General features: G+C 64.1%; 18 protein-coding genes. 15 read left to right on the top strand and 3 right to left on the bottom strand.

All coding sequences use genetic code 11. From position 1 onward, the window contains the following. The first annotated feature begins 222 nt into the window (after positions 1-222). From dqs_RS17195 to dqs_RS17185, 3 genes are all read left to right on the top strand, one after another. The gene (locus dqs_RS17195) at positions 223-1,923 is read left to right on the top strand and encodes an LTA synthase family protein (RefSeq protein ID WP_169823525.1); all 1,701 of its coding nucleotides are present in this window, start codon (positions 223-225) and stop codon (positions 1,921-1,923) included. A gap of 93 nt (positions 1,924-2,016) precedes the next feature. Beyond that, positions 2,017-2,595 carry a 1,6-anhydro-N-acetylmuramyl-L-alanine amidase AmpD gene (gene ampD, locus dqs_RS17190; protein ID WP_065341248.1) on the top strand — a complete coding sequence of 193 codons (579 nt, stop codon included), beginning with the start codon at positions 2,017-2,019 and terminating at the stop codon, positions 2,593-2,595. 297 nt (positions 2,596-2,892) lie between these two features. After that, positions 2,893-3,627: a lytic transglycosylase domain-containing protein gene (locus dqs_RS17185; RefSeq protein WP_065341247.1), complete on the top strand. Its 735-nt coding sequence runs from the start codon at positions 2,893-2,895 to the stop codon at positions 3,625-3,627. An 81-nt stretch (positions 3,628-3,708) separates the two neighbouring features. Here the strand turns inward: dqs_RS17185 and hisC are convergent, their stop codons facing one another. Further along, positions 3,709-4,797, bottom strand: a complete 1,089-nt coding sequence (gene hisC, locus dqs_RS17180; RefSeq protein ID WP_065341246.1) for a histidinol-phosphate transaminase — start codon at positions 4,795-4,797, stop codon at positions 3,709-3,711. Positions 4,798-4,907: 110 nt separating this feature from the next. Here hisC and hisB point away from each other — a divergent pair, with 110 nt between their 5' ends. From hisB to tatC, 9 genes are all read left to right on the top strand, one after another. Then, positions 4,908-5,495, top strand: coding sequence for an imidazoleglycerol-phosphate dehydratase HisB (gene hisB / locus dqs_RS17175; RefSeq protein ID WP_041642796.1), 588 nt, complete (start codon positions 4,908-4,910; stop codon positions 5,493-5,495). A 54-nt stretch (positions 5,496-5,549) separates the two neighbouring features. Next, positions 5,550-6,188 (top strand): imidazole glycerol phosphate synthase subunit HisH, encoded by a 639-nt coding sequence (gene hisH / locus dqs_RS17170; protein ID WP_065341245.1) that lies wholly within the window; start codon positions 5,550-5,552, stop codon positions 6,186-6,188. A gap of 45 nt (positions 6,189-6,233) precedes the next feature. Beyond that, on the top strand, positions 6,234-6,989 hold the full coding sequence (gene hisA / locus dqs_RS17165; protein ID WP_011767068.1) for a 1-(5-phosphoribosyl)-5-[(5-phosphoribosylamino)methylideneamino]imidazole-4-carboxamide isomerase: 756 nt from the start codon (positions 6,234-6,236) through the stop codon (positions 6,987-6,989). Further along, positions 6,989-7,747, top strand: a complete 759-nt coding sequence (gene hisF / locus dqs_RS17160; RefSeq protein WP_011767067.1) for an imidazole glycerol phosphate synthase subunit HisF — start codon at positions 6,989-6,991, stop codon at positions 7,745-7,747. The genes hisA and hisF overlap by 1 nt, the downstream gene beginning before the upstream one ends. Beyond that, on the top strand, positions 7,744-8,139 hold the full coding sequence (gene hisI, locus dqs_RS17155) for a phosphoribosyl-AMP cyclohydrolase (RefSeq protein ID WP_011767066.1): 396 nt from the start codon (positions 7,744-7,746) through the stop codon (positions 8,137-8,139). Before hisF ends, hisI begins: the two co-directional genes overlap by 4 nt. Continuing rightward, positions 8,136-8,459 (top strand): phosphoribosyl-ATP diphosphatase, encoded by a 324-nt coding sequence (locus tag dqs_RS17150; protein WP_011767065.1) that lies wholly within the window; start codon positions 8,136-8,138, stop codon positions 8,457-8,459. Before hisI ends, dqs_RS17150 begins: the two co-directional genes overlap by 4 nt. A gap of 186 nt (positions 8,460-8,645) precedes the next feature. Next, entirely contained in the window at positions 8,646-8,879 is a 234-nt protein-coding gene (gene tatA, locus dqs_RS17145) for a Sec-independent protein translocase subunit TatA (RefSeq protein ID WP_011767063.1), read from the top strand. Positions 8,880-8,946: 67 nt separating this feature from the next. Next, positions 8,947-9,375, top strand: a complete 429-nt coding sequence (gene tatB, locus dqs_RS17140) for a Sec-independent protein translocase protein TatB (protein WP_065341244.1) — start codon at positions 8,947-8,949, stop codon at positions 9,373-9,375. A gap of 5 nt (positions 9,376-9,380) precedes the next feature. Next, positions 9,381-10,148, top strand: coding sequence for a twin-arginine translocase subunit TatC (tatC, locus tag dqs_RS17135; RefSeq protein ID WP_011767061.1), 768 nt, complete (start codon positions 9,381-9,383; stop codon positions 10,146-10,148). Positions 10,149-10,193: 45 nt separating this feature from the next. Here tatC and dqs_RS17130 read toward each other — a convergent pair whose 3' ends face one another. Further along, positions 10,194-11,360, bottom strand: a complete 1,167-nt coding sequence (locus dqs_RS17130; RefSeq protein WP_065341243.1) for a Do family serine endopeptidase — start codon at positions 11,358-11,360, stop codon at positions 10,194-10,196. Between the two features lie 103 nt (positions 11,361-11,463). Here dqs_RS17130 and dqs_RS17125 point away from each other — a divergent pair, with 103 nt between their 5' ends. Then, complete coding sequence (locus dqs_RS17125; protein ID WP_065341242.1) at positions 11,464-12,219, top strand: Nif3-like dinuclear metal center hexameric protein; 756 nt, start codon at positions 11,464-11,466, stop codon at positions 12,217-12,219. Between the two features lie 4 nt (positions 12,220-12,223). Here dqs_RS17125 and dqs_RS17120 read toward each other — a convergent pair whose 3' ends face one another. Then, positions 12,224-14,125, bottom strand: a complete 1,902-nt coding sequence (locus dqs_RS17120; RefSeq protein ID WP_065341241.1) for a type IV pilus assembly protein FimV — start codon at positions 14,123-14,125, stop codon at positions 12,224-12,226. 216 nt (positions 14,126-14,341) lie between these two features. Here dqs_RS17120 and dqs_RS17115 point away from each other — a divergent pair, with 216 nt between their 5' ends. Both dqs_RS17115 and sucC read left to right on the top strand, forming a co-directional pair. Continuing rightward, entirely contained in the window at positions 14,342-14,896 is a 555-nt protein-coding gene (locus tag dqs_RS17115; protein WP_065341240.1) for a DUF2889 domain-containing protein, read from the top strand. A gap of 247 nt (positions 14,897-15,143) precedes the next feature. Then, on the top strand, positions 15,144-16,304 hold the full coding sequence (sucC, locus tag dqs_RS17110) for an ADP-forming succinate--CoA ligase subunit beta (RefSeq protein ID WP_011767056.1): 1,161 nt from the start codon (positions 15,144-15,146) through the stop codon (positions 16,302-16,304). Positions 16,305-16,313 lie beyond the last annotated feature (9 nt).

Genomic DNA, 16,313 nt, shown 5'->3' with positions numbered 1-16,313 from the left:
TTTCTGCACCGCCCGGATATCAAAGCATTGCCTGGATTTGGAATGAGACGTTGGGTATGGGGTAGGTTCTTGCGGAGCGGAACGATAGACGAGCTTCCGCTGCACGTTACGTTCGGAGTCGTCTGTTTTCTGTGCTACATCTACCTTGAGCGGATAGAGCTCGAGGGGTATGGATGGGCTTTTGGCGAAGGGCTTCGGGGTCTTTTCGTCGATGTGGGTGTCATGGCCCTGGCCCTTGGGCTTTACAGGTTAATGAGGCCTACTGGTGGCATTCCGCGCTGGCTTTACATCAAGCTTGCTGTGGTCGAACTCTTCATCCCGATCGCGACCGCCTTGGTCGTATTGCTCTCGCATCACCTGTGGATGAAGACCGGTTCATTTCTGAGTCCGGAATTGCTGTCTTACAGTGTGGAGAATCTTCCGCACGTCCTTGCGATCGCCCAGCATGAGGCGGGCGGGCAGTCCACCCTGCCTTTACTGCTGGTTCCAGGGGCTGCGGTGGCGTCTCTTTGTGCTTGGCGCGTGCGCGGATATTGGAAAGGCGTTGTAGGCATTCTTCCTGTTGTTTCGGTCGGCTGGGTTTTGGGACCGGTGCTCGGTAATGAGCCGATCATCCGACCCCAGTACAGTAGTTGGCATAGTGTGGGATATTTCGCCGACTTCCTTTTTGGCACGCCGTTCAATTCCACCTTGAATGAGGCCGCACTGGGTGTGGCGCCCGAGCGTATTTACATCGCGCCCTCCGCTGTGAATGTTAAGCGCCGCCCAAACATACTCTTCATTACGCTGGAGTCGACACGGGCATCCGAGATCAGCCCATGGCGATCAGGAGACGGTGAGGCGACTCCGTTTATCGCCCAGTTGGCCCGTAACGGCGCCTGGGTGCGGCACGCCTATACGACGAATGACCATACGTCCAAGGCATTGGTCGGCATCATTTGTGGCATGTACGCTCACCCCGGGCAGTACATTGTTGAGGCTAACCCGGGTGAGTTGAAGGTCAGGTGCCTGCCGGAAATACTGAAAGATTCGGGTTACCGGTCACTGTTCATACAGTCTGCAATGGGCGGTTTCGAACGGCGGAAAACGCTGGTCGAGAATATGGGGTTTGAGCAATTCATCGCGCTGGAAGATCTCGATGCCGCGGCCTTTCATCGACTGGGCTATTTCGGCATAGACGACAAGGCGATGATTCCCGCGCTGGGGCGCTGGATCAAGGCGGGGCGAGGGCCATTCTTCGCGCATCTGCTTACCGTAGTCACTCATCATCCGTACGCGATACCCGGGGAGGAGGACATACCGGAGGATGCGTTCAGCAATGACTACAGCCTCCCGCAGGCGCCCATGCTTCTTCGCAAGTACAAGCGAACCGTCGCCTACGCAGATACGGTTGTCAGGGATCTGTTCGGAGAACTGGAACGCCTAGGCGTTCTCGATGACACGATCGTGGTGATAACCGGGGATCACGGGGAGGGATTTGGTGAGCACGGTTTGATGGGGCATAACAAGCTGCCCTACGAAGAAGGGGTAAGAGTTCCCCTCTTGATTCACTATCCGAAGCAGATTCAGTCCCAGATCATTGAAGGCGCCCGGCAGCACCTTGATATATTGCCGACGATTCTCGAACTGCTTCAGGCCGACTGGCAGGGCGTGTTGCCCGGGCGCTCGTTGTTTGGTGCCCCGCAAGAAGGCGTGCTTACCCAATGCTGGGCGCAGAATCAGTGCATGACGTGGCGCGAGGGCGACGAAAAGGTGTTGTATTTCTACGGCAAGGAGCCGCTCAAGCGCTTCGATGTCGTGGCCGATCCGTTTGAACGGAACGAGTTGCCGTTGCCGGATGAGGACGAGATGGCGGTGACGATGCGGCGCATGCTGACGAGGGCCGTTTCAGTCCGGGCTTATTGGGAGTCGGCGGGGGATTGAGAGTGGCCGCAAAGGGCCGCCGGCATGAAGGCGGGCTGAAGTCGGGGAAAGAGGACGCGGGTGGCGGAGTCCGTTCAACAATCGGAGGATGCGGTGTCGAGTAGCGATGGATGGGATGCGCGGTGGCTGCCATCGCCCAATTTCGATCCGCGTCCAGGCGGAGAGCCGCCCAGCCTGATCATCATCCACGCCATCAGCCTCCCGCCCGACGAGTTTGGCGGTCCCGGCGTCGAGCAACTCTTCACCAATCGCCTCGACCCCACCGAGCATCCCTACTACGCGACGATCCACGCGTTGCGCGTCTCCGCGCACTTCTTCATTCGCCGCAACGGCGAGGTGGTCCAGTTCGTTTCCACCGACGACCGTGCCTGGCATGCCGGGGTTTCGTGCTGGGAGGGGCGGGAGCGGTGCAACGATTTTTCCATCGGTATCGAGCTGGAAGGCTGTGACACCCAGCCCTTCGAGGAGGTCCAGTATCGGCAGCTTGCCGGGCTGGTGGCGGCCTTGCGGAGCCGCTATCCGATCGACGCGATTGCGGGCCATTCGGACGTCGCGCCGGGTCGCAAGACCGACCCTGGCCCCTGCTTCGACTGGGAGCGGCTGCGTGCGCTGCTGGACGGTGGGGTGGGAATGAAGTGGGCGTGTTTTGACAAAGATCAAAGGAATCAATAAACTCCGACCCGCTTCAACGATTTGTCGCGTTGCAGCATTGCCTTGAAATCAATTTGCACCAGTGCGACGTTGCTTCGACACAGAGGCGGCGCAAGAGTCATGGCTGTTTGCACTGGGGGGTGATGGGTCTGGTTGCGGCCCCTTGCCCGAACACCTACTGACCGGGTTCGACGACCCGGCGGCGGGGCCTACCGGCCCTGGCGCTGACCGGCGGTCGATGCGACAGGCATCGGGCGCGGGGACCGCAGTCCATCCGGCTGCGATGTCGAGGACTCCGGCTACAGCACGGAGGACACCATGAACCACGCAACTCGCACTGCTTTCCCGCTGCGTCGTGCGGGAAAGGTCTTGATTCATCTCACCCACGGCAGTCTGCTGTTTGCCGGTCTGTTTGCCGGCAGCACCATCCTCGGCGGCGTCCTGCCTTCGCTGTCTGCCGTCGATCCGGTTGCCACCGCTGCAGCGCGGAACACCACTCAGGAAGTCGCGGGGTCGATCGCCGTCGCGGAGCACGTGCCTGCGGTCGAGGTCGAAAAGGTGCAGGTACCGCCTGCCGTCGAGCCGACCGGTCTGACACGCGAGATGGTTCGTGTACGCGACTGGATTTCCCGCACCTATCGGGTATCCGGCCTGGTGCTCGAGCCGGTGTTGCTGGCCGCGCAGGATGCGGGCAAGCACTCCGGGATAGACCCGCTGCTGATCGTCGCCGTGATGGCGGTGGAGTCCCGCTTCAATCCGTTTGCGGAGAGCGAGGCGGGCGCGCAGGGGCTGATGCAGGTGATTCCGCGCTACCACATGGACAAGATCGGCAAGTCACGGGGCGAGGATGCGCTGTTCGACCCGAAGCTGAATGTCCGCGTCGGTACCCTGATCCTGCGTGAGGGCTTGCGCCGCTATGGCAGCATCCAGGGGGCCTTGCAGTATTACAGCGGTGCCATTTCGGACCCTGAGGCCGAGTACGCACGCAAGGTGATGGCGGTGAAGCAGCGCCTGCTGTCGGCCGCGGGCCGGGTGGGTGAAGCCGACGTCTGATCGAGCGGTGGCACGGGCCGCCTGTGCGGCCTTGCCGTCACTGCCAATCGGCCGCGGGGGCAGCGAAGCCCTTCTTCCCGGTTAACCGCCTGTACCTGCGCGCGCCAGGATTTCCCGCAACCCGGCGACCAGCGTCTCGCACTGCGCATCCGTGCCCACGGTAATGCGCAGGAACTGGTCGATGCGCGGCTGGCGGAAGTGGCGCACGATGATGGCGCGCTCGCGTAGCGCCGCGGAGAGTTGCCCGGCGTCGTGCGCAGGATGGCGCGCAAAGACGAAGTTGGCGGCTGACGGCAGGACCTGGAAGCCCAGTGCCGCCAGCGCGGCCGTCAGGCGCTCGCGGGTGGCGATCACTTTCGCGCAGCTGTCGGAGAAGTGCGCTTCGTCTTCCACCGAAGCGACCGCGCCGGCGATGGCGAGGCGGTCGAGCGGGTAGGAGTTGAAGCTGTTCTTCACGCGCTCCAGGGCTTCGATCAGTGCCGGGTGGCCGACAGCGAACCCGACGCGCAGCCCGGCGAGCGAACGGCTCTTGGAGAAGGTTTGTACTACCAGCAGGTTGGGGTAGCGGTCCGCCAGCGCGATCGCGCTTTCGCCGCCGAAATCGACATAGGCTTCGTCGACCAGAACCACAGCATCCGGATTGCTGGCGACGATGCGCTCGATATCGGCGAGCGGCAGCAGGCGGCCGGTGGGGGCGTTGGGGTTGGGAAAGATGATCGCGCCAGCGCGGTCTTCGCCCCGGGGAAGGTAGTCGTCGGCGCGGATCGCAAAGTCGGCGTCGAGCGGCACCACGCGCGACGGAACGCCATAGAGGCCGCAATATACCGGGTAGAAGCTGTAACTGATGTCCGGAAACCACAGCGGGCGCTCGTGGCGGAGCAGGGCCATGAAAGCGTGGGCCAGCACTTCGTCCGAGCCGTTGCCGACGAATATCTGCGCTGCCTTCACCCGGTAGCGCGCGGCGAGCGCCTGCTTGAGTGCGTCGGCGTTGGGGTCCGGATACAGCCGCAGCGCATCCGATGTGGCGGCGCGGATAGCCTCCAGCGCGCGCGGCGACGGACCGTACGGATGCTCGTTGGTGTTGAGCTTGACCAGGTTGTCGAGCTTGGGCTGTTCGCCCGGCACATAAGGGGTCAGGCCGTGAACGACGGCGCTCCAGTAGCGGCTCATGCTTGCAGTATCGGCTGGCAACGGGGGGTTTGCGGGGGCGGCGCGGCTTGCGGCCGGATCGTGCGGCGATGGTATCATGGGCCTCGATTTTCTCTGCAGCCTGTCCAGCCATGCGGCACGCCGACGTAACCCGCGACACCCTCGAAACCCGTATTTCGGTCCGCATCGACCTGGATGGCACCGGCAAGTCCGTGCTCGCCACCGGGGTGCCGTTCTTCGATCACATGCTCGACCAGATTGCCCGTCACGGCGCCATCGACCTCGAGGTGCGCGCGGAGGGTGATACCCATATCGACGACCACCATACGGTGGAGGACGTGGGCATCACCCTGGGTCAGGCGTTTGCGAAGGCGCTGGGCGACAAGAAGGGCATCCTGCGCTACGGCCACGCCTACGTGCCGCTCGACGAGGCGCTGTCGCGCGTGGTGGTCGATTTTTCCGGCCGGCCGGGCCTGCATTATTTCGTCGATTACACGCGCGCACGTATCGGCAATTTCGATGTGGATCTGGCGCGCGAGTTCTTCCAGGGCTTTGTCAACCACGCCGGGGTGACGCTGCACGTGGATAACCTGCGCGGCGACAACGCGCACCACCAGTGCGAGACGATCTTCAAGGCCTTTGGCCGCGCGCTCCGCATGGCGGCTACCCGCGACGAACGCCTGGCCGGTGCCATTCCCTCCACGAAGGGTGCGCTTTAACGCGCATCCACCCGCGCCCCTTTCTTCACTCATCTCCTCAGCGAGCGCTCCCAGATGACCGACGTGGCCATCATCGACTACGGAATGGGCAACCTCCGTTCCGTTGCCAAGGCAATCGAGCACGTTGCGGGTGACCGCAGCGTTGTCATTACGTCCGACCCCGCCGTGGTGGCGGCCGCAAAGCGCGTGGTGTTCCCGGGGCAGGGCGCCATGCCCGACTGCATGCGCGAGCTGGATGCGCGCGGGCTGCGTCCCGTGGTGCTGGAGGCTGCGGCCACCAAGCCCTTTCTCGGGATCTGCATCGGCCAGCAGATGCTGTTCGAGCATTCCGCGGAAGGCGATGTGCCGGGGATGTCGATCCTGCCGGGCAAGGTCGTGCGGTTTCCGGATGAGGGCATGGTTGCGGCCGACGGCGCCCGTCTCAAGGTGCCTCACATGGGCTGGAACGAGGTGTGGCAGAAGAAGCCGCACCCGCTGTGGGAAGGCATCCCCGACGGCGAACGCTTTTACTTTGTTCACAGCTACTTCGTCGCACCCGCCGATGCGGCCTTGACCGCGGCGGAAACCGACTACGGGCTGCGCTTTACCAGTGCGGTAGCCCGGGCTAATATCTTCGCCGTTCAGTTTCACCCGGAAAAGAGCGCCCAGGCGGGTCTGCGCTTGCTCGACAATTTCATCCGTTGGGCGCCCTGAGCGGCGGCCAGCATCTCCCTCATCTTCACTGCTTCTGTTCCCGGTATGTTGCTGATCCCCGCTATCGACCTGAAGGATGGTCAATGTGTTCGCCTGAAGCAGGGCGAAATGGACGACGCCACGGTGTTCTCCGAAGATCCTGCCGCGATGGCGCGGCACTGGATCAAGCAGGGGGCCCGCCGGCTGCATCTCGTCGATCTCAACGGCGCGTTCGCCGGCAAGCCCAAGAACGGCGGCGCCATCCGCGCGATCACCGACGAAGTGGGTGACGACATCCCCGTTCAGCTCGGCGGCGGCATTCGTGACCTCGATACCATCGAACACTATCTCGACAACGGCATCTCCTACGTCATCATCGGCACCGCTGCGGTGAAGAACCCCGGTTTCCTGCACGATGCGTGCGGGGCGTTTCCGGGCCACATCATCGTCGGTCTTGATGCGAAGGACGGGAAGGTCGCGGTAGACGGCTGGTCCAAGATGACCGGCCACGATGTCGTCGATCTCGCAAAGAAGTTCGAGGACTACGGGGTCGAAGCCGTGATCTACACCGACATCGGCCGTGACGGCATGCTGTCGGGCGTCAATATCGAAGCCACGGTCAGGCTTGCCCGGGCGCTCCGCATCCCGGTCATTGCCAGCGGTGGCATCGCTTCGCTCACCGACATCGAAGCCCTGTGCGCCGTCGAGGACGAAGGCATCATGGGGGCGATCACTGGACGTGCAATCTACGAAGGCACGCTCGACCTTTCGGCAGCCCAGTCCCGCGCAGACGCTCTCCGCGCGCCGGGCGGAGCCGCCTGATGCTGGCAAAGCGCATCATTCCCTGTCTCGACGTCAGCGCAGGCCGGGTCGTCAAGGGCGTCAATTTCGTCGATCTCCGCGACGCCGGAGATCCGGTCGAGGTGGCGCGACGCTACGATGCGCAAGGGGCCGACGAGATCACCTTTCTCGACATCACGGCCAGCTCCGATGATCGCGACATCATCCTGCACGTGGTCGAGCGGGTTGCGGAACAGGTGTTCATTCCGCTCACTGTCGGCGGCGGCGTGCGCTCGGTGGAGGACGTCCGGCGCCTGCTCAACGCGGGGGCGGACAAAGTGAGCATCAACACCGCTGCGGTCAACAACCCTTCCATCGTTGCCGAAGCCAGTGGCAAGGTCGGCAGCCAGTGCATCGTGGTTGCGGTCGACGCCAAGCAGACCGGCCCGGGTAAGTGGGAGGTGTTCACCCACGGCGGGCGCAATCCTACCGGGCTCGACGCCATCGAATGGGCGCGCAAGGTGGAGTCGCTCGGTGCGGGTGAGATCCTGCTGACGAGCATGGACCGCGACGGTACCAAGATCGGCTTCGACCTCGGTCTGACGCGAGCGGTGTCGGACGCCGTAGGCATTCCGGTCATCGCCAGCGGTGGTGTCGGTTCGCTCGAACACCTGGCGGATGGCGTCAGCGAGGGGCGGGCGGACGCCGTGCTGGCTGCGAGCATCTTCCATTTCGGTCAGCACACGGTACGCGAGGCGAAGGAGTTGATGCGGACGCGCGGGATCGAGGTGCGGCTGTGAGTACGAGCACCAAGTGGCTCAACGAGGTGAAGTGGGACGAAAACGGCCTGGTGCCGGTGATCGCCCAGGAGGCCTCCACGGGCGACGTGCTGATGTTCGCGTGGATGAACCGCGAAGCCCTGCAGCGCACGGCCGAAACCGGCAACGCCATCTACTGGTCACGATCGCGCCGTAAGCTGTGGCACAAGGGCGAAGAGTCGGGGCACGTCCAGAAGGTGGTCGAGCTGCGGATTGACTGCGACAACGACGTGGTGCTGATGAAGGTGGAGCAGGTCGGGGGAATCGCCTGCCATACCGGGCGCCATAGCTGCTTTTTCCAGAAGTATCTTGCCGACGGCCGCTGGGAGACCGTGGAGCCGGTCCTGAAGGATCCCAAGGACATCTATTCATGATCGATATCGAAGTGCTGCACCGCGTGGCCGCCACGTTGGCCGAACGCAAGAAGGCGGATCCGGATTCGTCGTACGTGTCGAGTCTGTACGCCAAGGGTACGGACGCCATCTGCAAGAAGGTGGCGGAAGAGGCGGCGGAAACCATCATGGCCGCCAAGGACAAGGACATGCTGCACATCGTCTGGGAGGTAACCGATCTTTGGTTCCACTCGATGGTGCTGCTGTCGCATTTCGGGCTGTCGGTGGACGATGTGCTGGCGGAGTTCCGCCGCCGCGAGGGGGTTTCCGGGATCGACGAGAAGAAGTCGCGCAAGAATTAGAGGCACGGCGCCAGGAACGCAGGGCGGCCGCCAGCGTCTCAGCAAAGGGCAGTGAGACGACGTTACTTCAGGCCCGAGGGCTTCCAGGAGCAGTGGTAGCGTCGGTGTATCATCTTCATCAACGCGTCTGAACGGTGGCCGCCAGCCCGATTGGTGCCGCCGGATTGCAGTATCAAGGAGAGCAGGATGGGTTCGTTCAGCATCTGGCACTGGTTGATCGTGCTGGTTATCGTCATGCTGGTTTTCGGCACCAAGAAGTTGCGCAACATCGGCCAGGACCTTGGCGGCGCGGTCAAAGGCTTCAAGGATGGAATGAAAGACGCCGACGCGGCAGCCGACGCCTCTACCCAGCAAAAAATCTCCGGCGGGCAGACCCTGGAGGGAGAGGCAAGGGAAAAGGTCGAGAAGACCCATTCCTGAGCCCGCAGCGACGTAGTACCAGGGGCGCCCGCGCGGAGCGCCCCTTTGTTTTGTCAGGCTGGGGAACATGTTCGATTTCGGATTTTCTGAGCTGGTCGTCATCGGGGTCGTCATGCTCATCGTGGTCGGCCCCGAGCGCTTGCCCAAGGTCGCCCGTACCGCAGGGCATCTTCTCGGTCGTCTGCAGCGCTATGTAAGCGACGTCAAGTCCGACATCCAGCGGGAAATGCAGCTCGAGGAGCTGAAGAAGCTCCAGCAGCAGGTCCAGCAGCAGGCACAAGCGCTCGAGAGTTCGGTCCGCACGGAGGTTGCGCAGGTCGAGTCCAGCGTCGATCAGGCCGTCGCCGCTATCAAGGCGGACGCGGCGCCCCCCGACAACACCGCCCCCGCCGAGCCGCAAGCGGCCGCGGATCCGGCCGCTGTGGACAGCAGTCAGCAACTGGAGCTACGGCTCGACACGACCCCGAAGCAGGTCGTTGGCAGCGACAAGGCATGAGCTAGATGAGCGAACAGTCCGAAACCTTCATTGCCCATCTGGTCGAGCTGCGCGACCGGCTGCTGCGGGCGATCGTCGCCGTCGTCATCGTCTTCGTGTGTTTGATGCCGTGGGCTGGAAGCATCTACGACCTGCTCGCGCAGCCGATGATGCGTACCCTGCCCGAGGGCACGCACATGATTGCCACCGGGGTGGTCACGCCGTTCTTCGTGCCGGTCAAGGTCACCATGATGGTGGCTTTCGTACTCGCCTTGCCGGTCGTGCTGTACCAGGCCTGGGCCTTTGTGGCCCCCGGCTTGTACGCTCATGAACGGCGGCTCGCGTTGCCCCTGGTGCTCGGCAGTTCGGTGCTGTTCCTGCTCGGCATGGCGTTCTGTTACTTCTTCGTGTTCGGCACGGTGTTCAAGTTCATTGCCGAATTCGCACCGAAAAGCATTGTTCCGGCACCAGACATCGAGCAGTACCTGTCCTTCGTGATGTCCATGTTCCTTGCCTTCGGGATTACGTTCGAAGTGCCGGTGGCGGTCATCCTGCTGGTAAAGGCGGGCGTCGTGGATATCGCCAAGCTGAAGGACGTGCGGCCCTACGTCATCGTCGGGGCCTTCATCGTTGCCGCGGTGGTGACGCCGCCGGACGTGGTGTCGCAGTTCATGCTGGCGGTGCCGATGTGCCTGCTCTACGAACTCGGCATCGTGCTGGCACGTTTCGTTTCGCGTCCATCGCCGGGCAAGGCGCTGGAGCCGCTAGCATCGTCCGATCCTGACGCGCAGTAGAGCGCGGATCGGGTCAAGGGAACGAGGGCCTCAGGGCCCTCTTTTTCATTGACGTCCGTTCGACTGCGGGGTGGGGCGCCGGCCCACTTCGACGTTGAGTTCGAGTTCGCCGGCGGCCCGCTTGAGGCGGAACTGCGCAGTGCGGCCCGGTGACAGCGCGGCCACTTGTTCCAGCATGTTCTTCGGATCCCGCACCGCGTGCCCATCCACCGCGACCAGCACGTCTCCCGGCCGGATCCCGGCCCGGTCTGCCGGACTGCCGCGCAACACGCCGGAGATGAGCGCGCCGCGGGTGTCGCCAAGGCCGAAGGACTCTGCCAGCTCGGGCGTGATCTCCTGTATCTCCACGCCGACCCAGCCGCGGGTGACTTCGCCCGACGCGACGATCTGCTCCAGCACGCTGCGGGCAAGCGACACCGGAATGGCGAAGCCGATCCCGAGCGAGCCGCCCGAACGCGAATAGATGGCGGTGTTGATGCCGACGAGGTTGCCGTGCGTGTCCACCAGCGCTCCCCCGGAGTTGCCCGGGTTGATCGCGGCATCGGTCTGGATGTAGTTCTCGAACGTGTTGATGCCCAGGTGCGTGCGCCCCAGCGCCGACACGATGCCCATCGTGACGGTCTGCCCGACGCCAAAGGGATTGCCGATTGCAAGCACGACGTCGCCGACTTGCAGGCTGTCGCTTCCGCCCGCGAAGGTGATCGCCGGGAGTTGCGCGTCGGTCTTGAGCTTGAGTACGGCGAGGTCGGTTTCCGGGTCACGGCCCACCAGTTTCGCCGGGAACTTGCGGCCGTCGTTGAGGGCGACCTCGATCTCGTCGGCAGCTTCGATCACATGGTTGTTGGTCAGTACGAAACCGTCGGGGCTGACGATGACGCCGGAGCCCAGGCCCGAGGTGCGCTGGTTGCCGCCGTCCGGCCGTTCGCCGAAGAAATGGCGGAACAAGGGGTCGTCCAGCAGCGGGTGGCGCTGGCTGCGCACCTCCTTGCTCGTATAGACGTGCACCACGGAAGGCAGTGAGCGTTGCGCGGCCGCGGCATAGGAGTTGGGCGCGGTTTCGCCCTCGATGCGTGGGGCCGGGGCTTCGAGGATGGAGACCACCGAACCGGGCGTGCCGGCACGCAGCCACTCCGGTTTGAGCGTATTCAGGACGAAGAGGACCGCGACGCTGACTGTAACGGCCTGCGCGAAGATCAGCCAAAGGCGGCGCATAATGGGACCACTTTGCTATTCGAGTGTCGGCGCGCGGCGCTGGGTAACCAGTGGGTCGCGGAACAATGGCCGCGCGAAACGGAAAAAGTCGGAGTGATATCGGATGCAACTCGTCGAGCTGCAAAACCATCTGGATCGGCTGCTCGAAGCCCTACGGCTGCGGGATTATTGCCCAAACGGTTTGCAAGTGGAAGGCCGCGGGGAGGTCCGCAAGGTGCTGTGCGGGGTGACTGCCAGCTTGTCTCTGGTCGAGGCCGCCGTTGCCGGCGGATACGACGCGCTACTGGTTCACCACGGCTATTTCTGGCGGGGCGAGGACGGCCGCATCAGCGGCATTCGCAAGCGCCGTCTGGCCGCGTTGCTGTCCCACGACATCAGTCTTTTTGCCTATCACCTGCCGCTCGATGTGCACCCTGAACTGGGCAACAACGCCCAGTTGGGCAAGCTGATGGGATGGCGTGAATCCGGTCGCTTTGCCGATCAGGAGCTGGGCTGGCTGGGCGAACTGCCTGCGGCAAACCAGGGCGAACCCGCGGAGCAGGTGGCCAGGGCGCTGGCTGCGCGATTGGGGCGGGACCCGCTGCTGGTTGGCGACGGCGCGCGTCCCGTCCGACGGCTTGCGTGGTGTACCGGCGGGGCCCAGGCCTACTTCGAGCAGGCCATCCTTGCCGGGGCCGATCTTTACGTGTCGGGCGAGATTTCCGAGCAGACGGTACACCTCGCGCGTGAGTCCGGGGTGCCTTACATCGCAGCGGGGCATCACGCCACCGAGCGCTACGGCGTTCGCGCACTAGCGGATTATCTGGCCCGTACGCTGGGCCTGGAGGCCGACTTCCTCGATCTCGACAACCCCGTCTGAGGGCTCAGGCGGCCTTGCGTTCGCCCGCCTCGGGCGGCGGCGCGTCGGGCTCCGCGCGGTAAGGGCCGAGGTGCTGCTCGAGAATGGCGGCGAGCAAGAGCAATTCGTCGATGATCCTGAGCGGGAAACCCTGCCGAGTGCCGTCGCGGTTATCGCGCAGCAGCGTGTGGATGTAACCCTGGCATTCGCGCGTGCCCCACAGTTTCTCCAGATTGGCGACGATGTGCGGCAACAGCTCGATCGAGGCCGGAGCGCTGCGTGCGGCGTCGAAGTTCTCCCACGTCACGGCCAGCACGTTGAAAGTCTTGTTGAGCTGGCGTGCGAGCGCGTCGAATTCGGCCCGCAACCCTGCCGCCCGATACACCTCAAGCAGTTTCAACCACGGCGTAACCGCCTGCTTGGGGTTGTGGCGGATGAACTCCGCGAGCGTTTCGGCGGCACCGTGCACGCGGCCGAAGCTCATCATGATCTCGGCCAGTTCGATGGCGGAGTCGTGTTCTTCCACCTCCTCTTCCAGAACCAGCGCCGGGGCGATCGAACGAGGTTCCTGAGTCAGCGACAGCGCTGGCAGTTCGTCCCGAACCGCGGGTGCCGGGGCCGGCGCGGGGCGGGGGGCGGAAGGGGTGGCAGGGCGTGCCGCGGGCACGGCTGTCGGGATGAAGTCCTCGGTGCCCGCGCTGTCCGCCCCGGCTGGGCGGCGCCGGCGCGCGATGAGCACCCCGGCCAGGGCCAGCGCGAGCGCCGCGAGTCCTCCAACCAGGGCCAGGCTGCGGTAGTCCCGCTCCGGTTCGGCGGGCGGGGGGGCGGACTGTACGGGGGCTGGCGGGGCTGCCGGAGCCACCGGCGCGGGCGCCGGAGCTGCGGCTTCGGGGGCGGCGGCGCTGGGCGCGGCAGGTGCAGCCGGAAGCTGGACGCCGAGCTGCGCTGCGCGGGCTTCCAGCTGGGCCTGCAACTGCTCGAGTTCCTTGATGCGTGAGAGCAGCTCCATCTGCGCGACAATCGTCCGATCCACCGCGACGGCAAGTTCGCGCTCGCGCGCGGTCCAGGTGGGATCGTTCGCTGCGGCGGTGGCACGTGCTGTGGAGGCCGGCTGGCGCGACTCGGGGTCGTTCGCCACCACCAGACGATCGGGTTCGCGTTGCGCAGCAGCTTTCGACCGCGCAGGCGCCCGCGCTTCGCCGGTTGCGGTGCTGGACGCTTCCGCCGTGGCCGGTCGCTCCGCGCTGCGTCGCATGTCGGGAATGATCAGCTCGGTTCCGGCGGGAAGCTCGCGGCCGCGGGCGGCGAGATCGGCGAATAGGGCTGGGTTGGCTTTCGCCGTGGCGGCGGCAAAGCGACGTTGCGCGGTCACGTCATCGGGGTAAAGCGCGGCGGCCAGAGAATCGAGCGATTCGCCCGGCGCGGTAGTCCACCGGTTTGCGCTCGCGGTGGCTGCGCGGCGGGATTGTGACGCGCTGCGGGACGATCTTTCCGGCTGCGGCGCGGAAGCCGGTGCAGGGGCAACGACAGCGCTCGCTGGCGGCGCTACCGGGTACGACAGCAGCAGGTTGTAGTGCCGACGAAGATGCGCGTTGCAGATGTCCTCGATGAAGAGTTGCGCAACGGGTTCGTGAAATGCAACGCCGGTGGTGAGAATGACGCGCGCGTTCGGGCCGCTGCCCGCGGCGCTGATCCGCGCCTTGCCCACGGTGGGGAGGCCGGGGTCGGCATCGGGCGGCGCGCTCACGCGCAAGCAGTTTCCGGCTTCGTCGGTGCGGCCGTCGAGGCTGCGGATTTCGATGCGAAGCGGCTCGCCGACAGCGGAAACGGAGACGATCTCGCCAAGCACGAGGGCGTGAACTTGCGGCGCAGAGGCGAATGTGAGGCCGGCGACGAGGGTGGCGAGCGTGGTGCGTCTGGTTCTCATATTCCGCTTGTCCGGCGGTCGCAGGAGGATGATGTGGTTTGTATCAGACTATGGTGTTGCATTCCAGCAATGTCGAGCAAGTGTGCAGTTGGAATGGCGCGGGTCGTGATGGATTTGACTTTTGGCGTAGCGGGTGGCGATCCGCATCGCATCAACTGGCCGGCGCTTGGCCTCTGCCGCTAAGATTCCACATCCCCGTACTGAGCCGTATGTAACATGTCTCTGCCTCCTCCTGCCGTGTCCCGCCGGCGCCTGCACGTGCGCCGCATCGAAGTCGAGGGCTTCCTGCGCGACGACGGTCTCTACGAGCTGGACGCATCGCTGCGCGACGTCAAGGATGTCGACTACCCGATCGCGTCCGGTCTTCGCCCCGCTGGCGAGCCGGTCCATCTGATGCGGCTTCGCGTCGTCCTGGATGCCGGATTCACGATCCTCGACGCGCACGCCATCTCGGAGCGCGTGCCCTACCCGGGCGGATGCGACACGATTGGACCCGCTTATCGGCGCCTGGTCGGTCTGAATCTGGTCAGGGGGTTCCGCAAAACCGTGGGCGAGATGTTCCGCGACGTGGAAGGGTGTACCCACATCTCCGAGTTGCTGCTGTCTCTCCCTACTGCCGCAATCCAGACCTTCGCCACGTTCCGGCGTGACAACGAGGACGTCGGCGAGAAGCCCTTCCAGCTCGATCGCTGCCATGCGCTCGAAACAACGTCGGAAACGGTTCGGCGCTATTACCCGAAGTGGTACCGCGGACGCGAGCCCGGGGACTGATTCCGCCTCTTGTGCAGTGCGCTAAAGCGGGCTTATAGCGCGGATAAAAACAGTTATAATCCCGCGATCTTGCGGTGACCACGCAGCCTTGCGCGCGTTCCAATAGACGGGGTCGGACAGCAGTCCGGCCGACAGCGGCGAGCGTCGGACGAGGGAGACGGCGCCCGTCGCGGAGCGAAGCTCCGAAGCGTCCCATCAACCTGCTCGCGGCGGCAAGGCACGTCGTGACTTCGATCGAAGGGCAACCATGAAGATTCATGAGTATCAGGCAAAAGAAGTACTGAGAAAGTACGGCGTCGTCACGCCGCGCGGCATTCCGTGTTTTTCCGTCGATGAGGCGGTGAAGGCGGCTGAAGAACTCGGCGGCAAGATCTGGGTGGTGAAGGCCCAGATCCATGCTGGCGGTCGCGGCAAGGGCGGTGGCGTCAAGCTCGGCAAGTCGCTGGACGAAGTTCGCACCCTGGCTGGCCAGATCCTGGGCATGCAGCTGGTCACCCATCAGACCGGCCCGGAAGGCCAGAAGGTTCGCCGCCTCCTGATCGAGGAAGGCGCCGACATCAAGAAGGAATACTACGTTGCCGCGCTGACCGACCGCGCTACCCAGAAGGTTGCCATGATGGCCTCCTCCGAAGGTGGCATGGACATCGAGGAAGTCGCGCACAACACCCCCGAGAAGATCATCAAGGTCTTCGTCGATCCGCTCGCCGGCCTGACCGACGCGCAGGCCATCGAACTGGCCAAGGGTATCGGCGTTCCTGAAGCTTCGATCCCGCAAGCGGTCGACACCTTCAAGAAGCTCTACACCTGCTACATGGAAACCGATGCCTCGCTGGCGGAAATCAACCCGCTGATCCTCGAAGGCAACGGCAACATCAAGGCGCTCGACGCCAAGTTCAACTTCGACTCCAACGCGCTCTTCCGTCACCCGGAAATCGTTGCCTACCGCGACCTGGATGAAGAAGACGCCGACGAAATCGAAGCCTCCAAGTTCGACCTCGCCTACATCAGCCTCGACGGCAACATCGGCTGCCTGGTGAACGGCGCCGGTCTGGCGATGGCCACCATGGACACCATCAAGCTGTTCGGTGCCGAGCCGGCCAACTTCCTCGACGTGGGCGGCGGCGCCACCACCGAGAAGGTCACCGAAGCCTTCAAGATCATGCTCAAGAACCCCAAGGTCAAGGGCATCCTGGTCAACATCTTCGGCGGCATCATGAAGTGCGACACCATCGCCACCGGCGTGGTCGCTGCAGCCAAGGAAGTGAATCTCTCCGTCCCGCTCGTGGTGCGCATGAAGGGCACCAACGAAGACCTCGGCAAGAAGATCCTCGCCGAGTCGGGCCTGCCCATCATCTCCGCCGACACCATGGCGGAAGCCGCGACCAAGATCGTGGCTGAGGTCAAGTAAGGAGAGTTC

The organism is Azoarcus olearius, from assembly GCF_001682385.1.
GTDB classification, from domain to species: domain Bacteria; phylum Pseudomonadota; class Gammaproteobacteria; order Burkholderiales; family Rhodocyclaceae; genus Azoarcus; species Azoarcus olearius.
The sequence above is the reverse complement of the archived record's forward strand: the minus strand, read 5'-3'. Positions and strand labels throughout refer to the sequence as shown.

What these genes read in the sequence shown, in the direction of transcription:
- dqs_RS17195 (WP_169823525.1), top strand. Translation starts at nt 223, where the DNA reads ATGGCCCTGGCCCTTGGGCTTTACAGGTTAATGAGGCCTACTGGTGGC.
- dqs_RS17185 (WP_065341247.1), top strand. Translation starts at nt 2,893, where the DNA reads ATGAACCACGCAACTCGCACTGCTTTCCCGCTGCGTCGTGCGGGAAAG.
- hisC (WP_065341246.1), bottom strand. Translation starts at nt 4,797, where the DNA reads ATGAGCCGCTACTGGAGCGCCGTCGTTCACGGCCTGACCCCTTATGTG.
- hisB (WP_041642796.1), top strand. Translation starts at nt 4,908, where the DNA reads ATGCGGCACGCCGACGTAACCCGCGACACCCTCGAAACCCGTATTTCG.
- hisH (WP_065341245.1), top strand. Translation starts at nt 5,550, where the DNA reads ATGACCGACGTGGCCATCATCGACTACGGAATGGGCAACCTCCGTTCC.
- hisA (WP_011767068.1), top strand. Translation starts at nt 6,234, where the DNA reads ATGTTGCTGATCCCCGCTATCGACCTGAAGGATGGTCAATGTGTTCGC.
- hisF (WP_011767067.1), top strand. Translation starts at nt 6,989, where the DNA reads ATGCTGGCAAAGCGCATCATTCCCTGTCTCGACGTCAGCGCAGGCCGG.
- dqs_RS17150 (WP_011767065.1), top strand. Translation starts at nt 8,136, where the DNA reads ATGATCGATATCGAAGTGCTGCACCGCGTGGCCGCCACGTTGGCCGAA.
- tatA (WP_011767063.1), top strand. Translation starts at nt 8,646, where the DNA reads ATGGGTTCGTTCAGCATCTGGCACTGGTTGATCGTGCTGGTTATCGTC.
- tatB (WP_065341244.1), top strand. Translation starts at nt 8,947, where the DNA reads ATGTTCGATTTCGGATTTTCTGAGCTGGTCGTCATCGGGGTCGTCATG.
- tatC (WP_011767061.1), top strand. Translation starts at nt 9,381, where the DNA reads ATGAGCGAACAGTCCGAAACCTTCATTGCCCATCTGGTCGAGCTGCGC.
- dqs_RS17130 (WP_065341243.1), bottom strand. Translation starts at nt 11,360, where the DNA reads ATGCGCCGCCTTTGGCTGATCTTCGCGCAGGCCGTTACAGTCAGCGTC.
- dqs_RS17125 (WP_065341242.1), top strand. Translation starts at nt 11,464, where the DNA reads ATGCAACTCGTCGAGCTGCAAAACCATCTGGATCGGCTGCTCGAAGCC.
- dqs_RS17120 (WP_065341241.1), bottom strand. Translation starts at nt 14,125, where the DNA reads ATGAGAACCAGACGCACCACGCTCGCCACCCTCGTCGCCGGCCTCACA.
- dqs_RS17115 (WP_065341240.1), top strand. Translation starts at nt 14,342, where the DNA reads ATGTCTCTGCCTCCTCCTGCCGTGTCCCGCCGGCGCCTGCACGTGCGC.
- sucC (WP_011767056.1), top strand. Translation starts at nt 15,144, where the DNA reads ATGAAGATTCATGAGTATCAGGCAAAAGAAGTACTGAGAAAGTACGGC.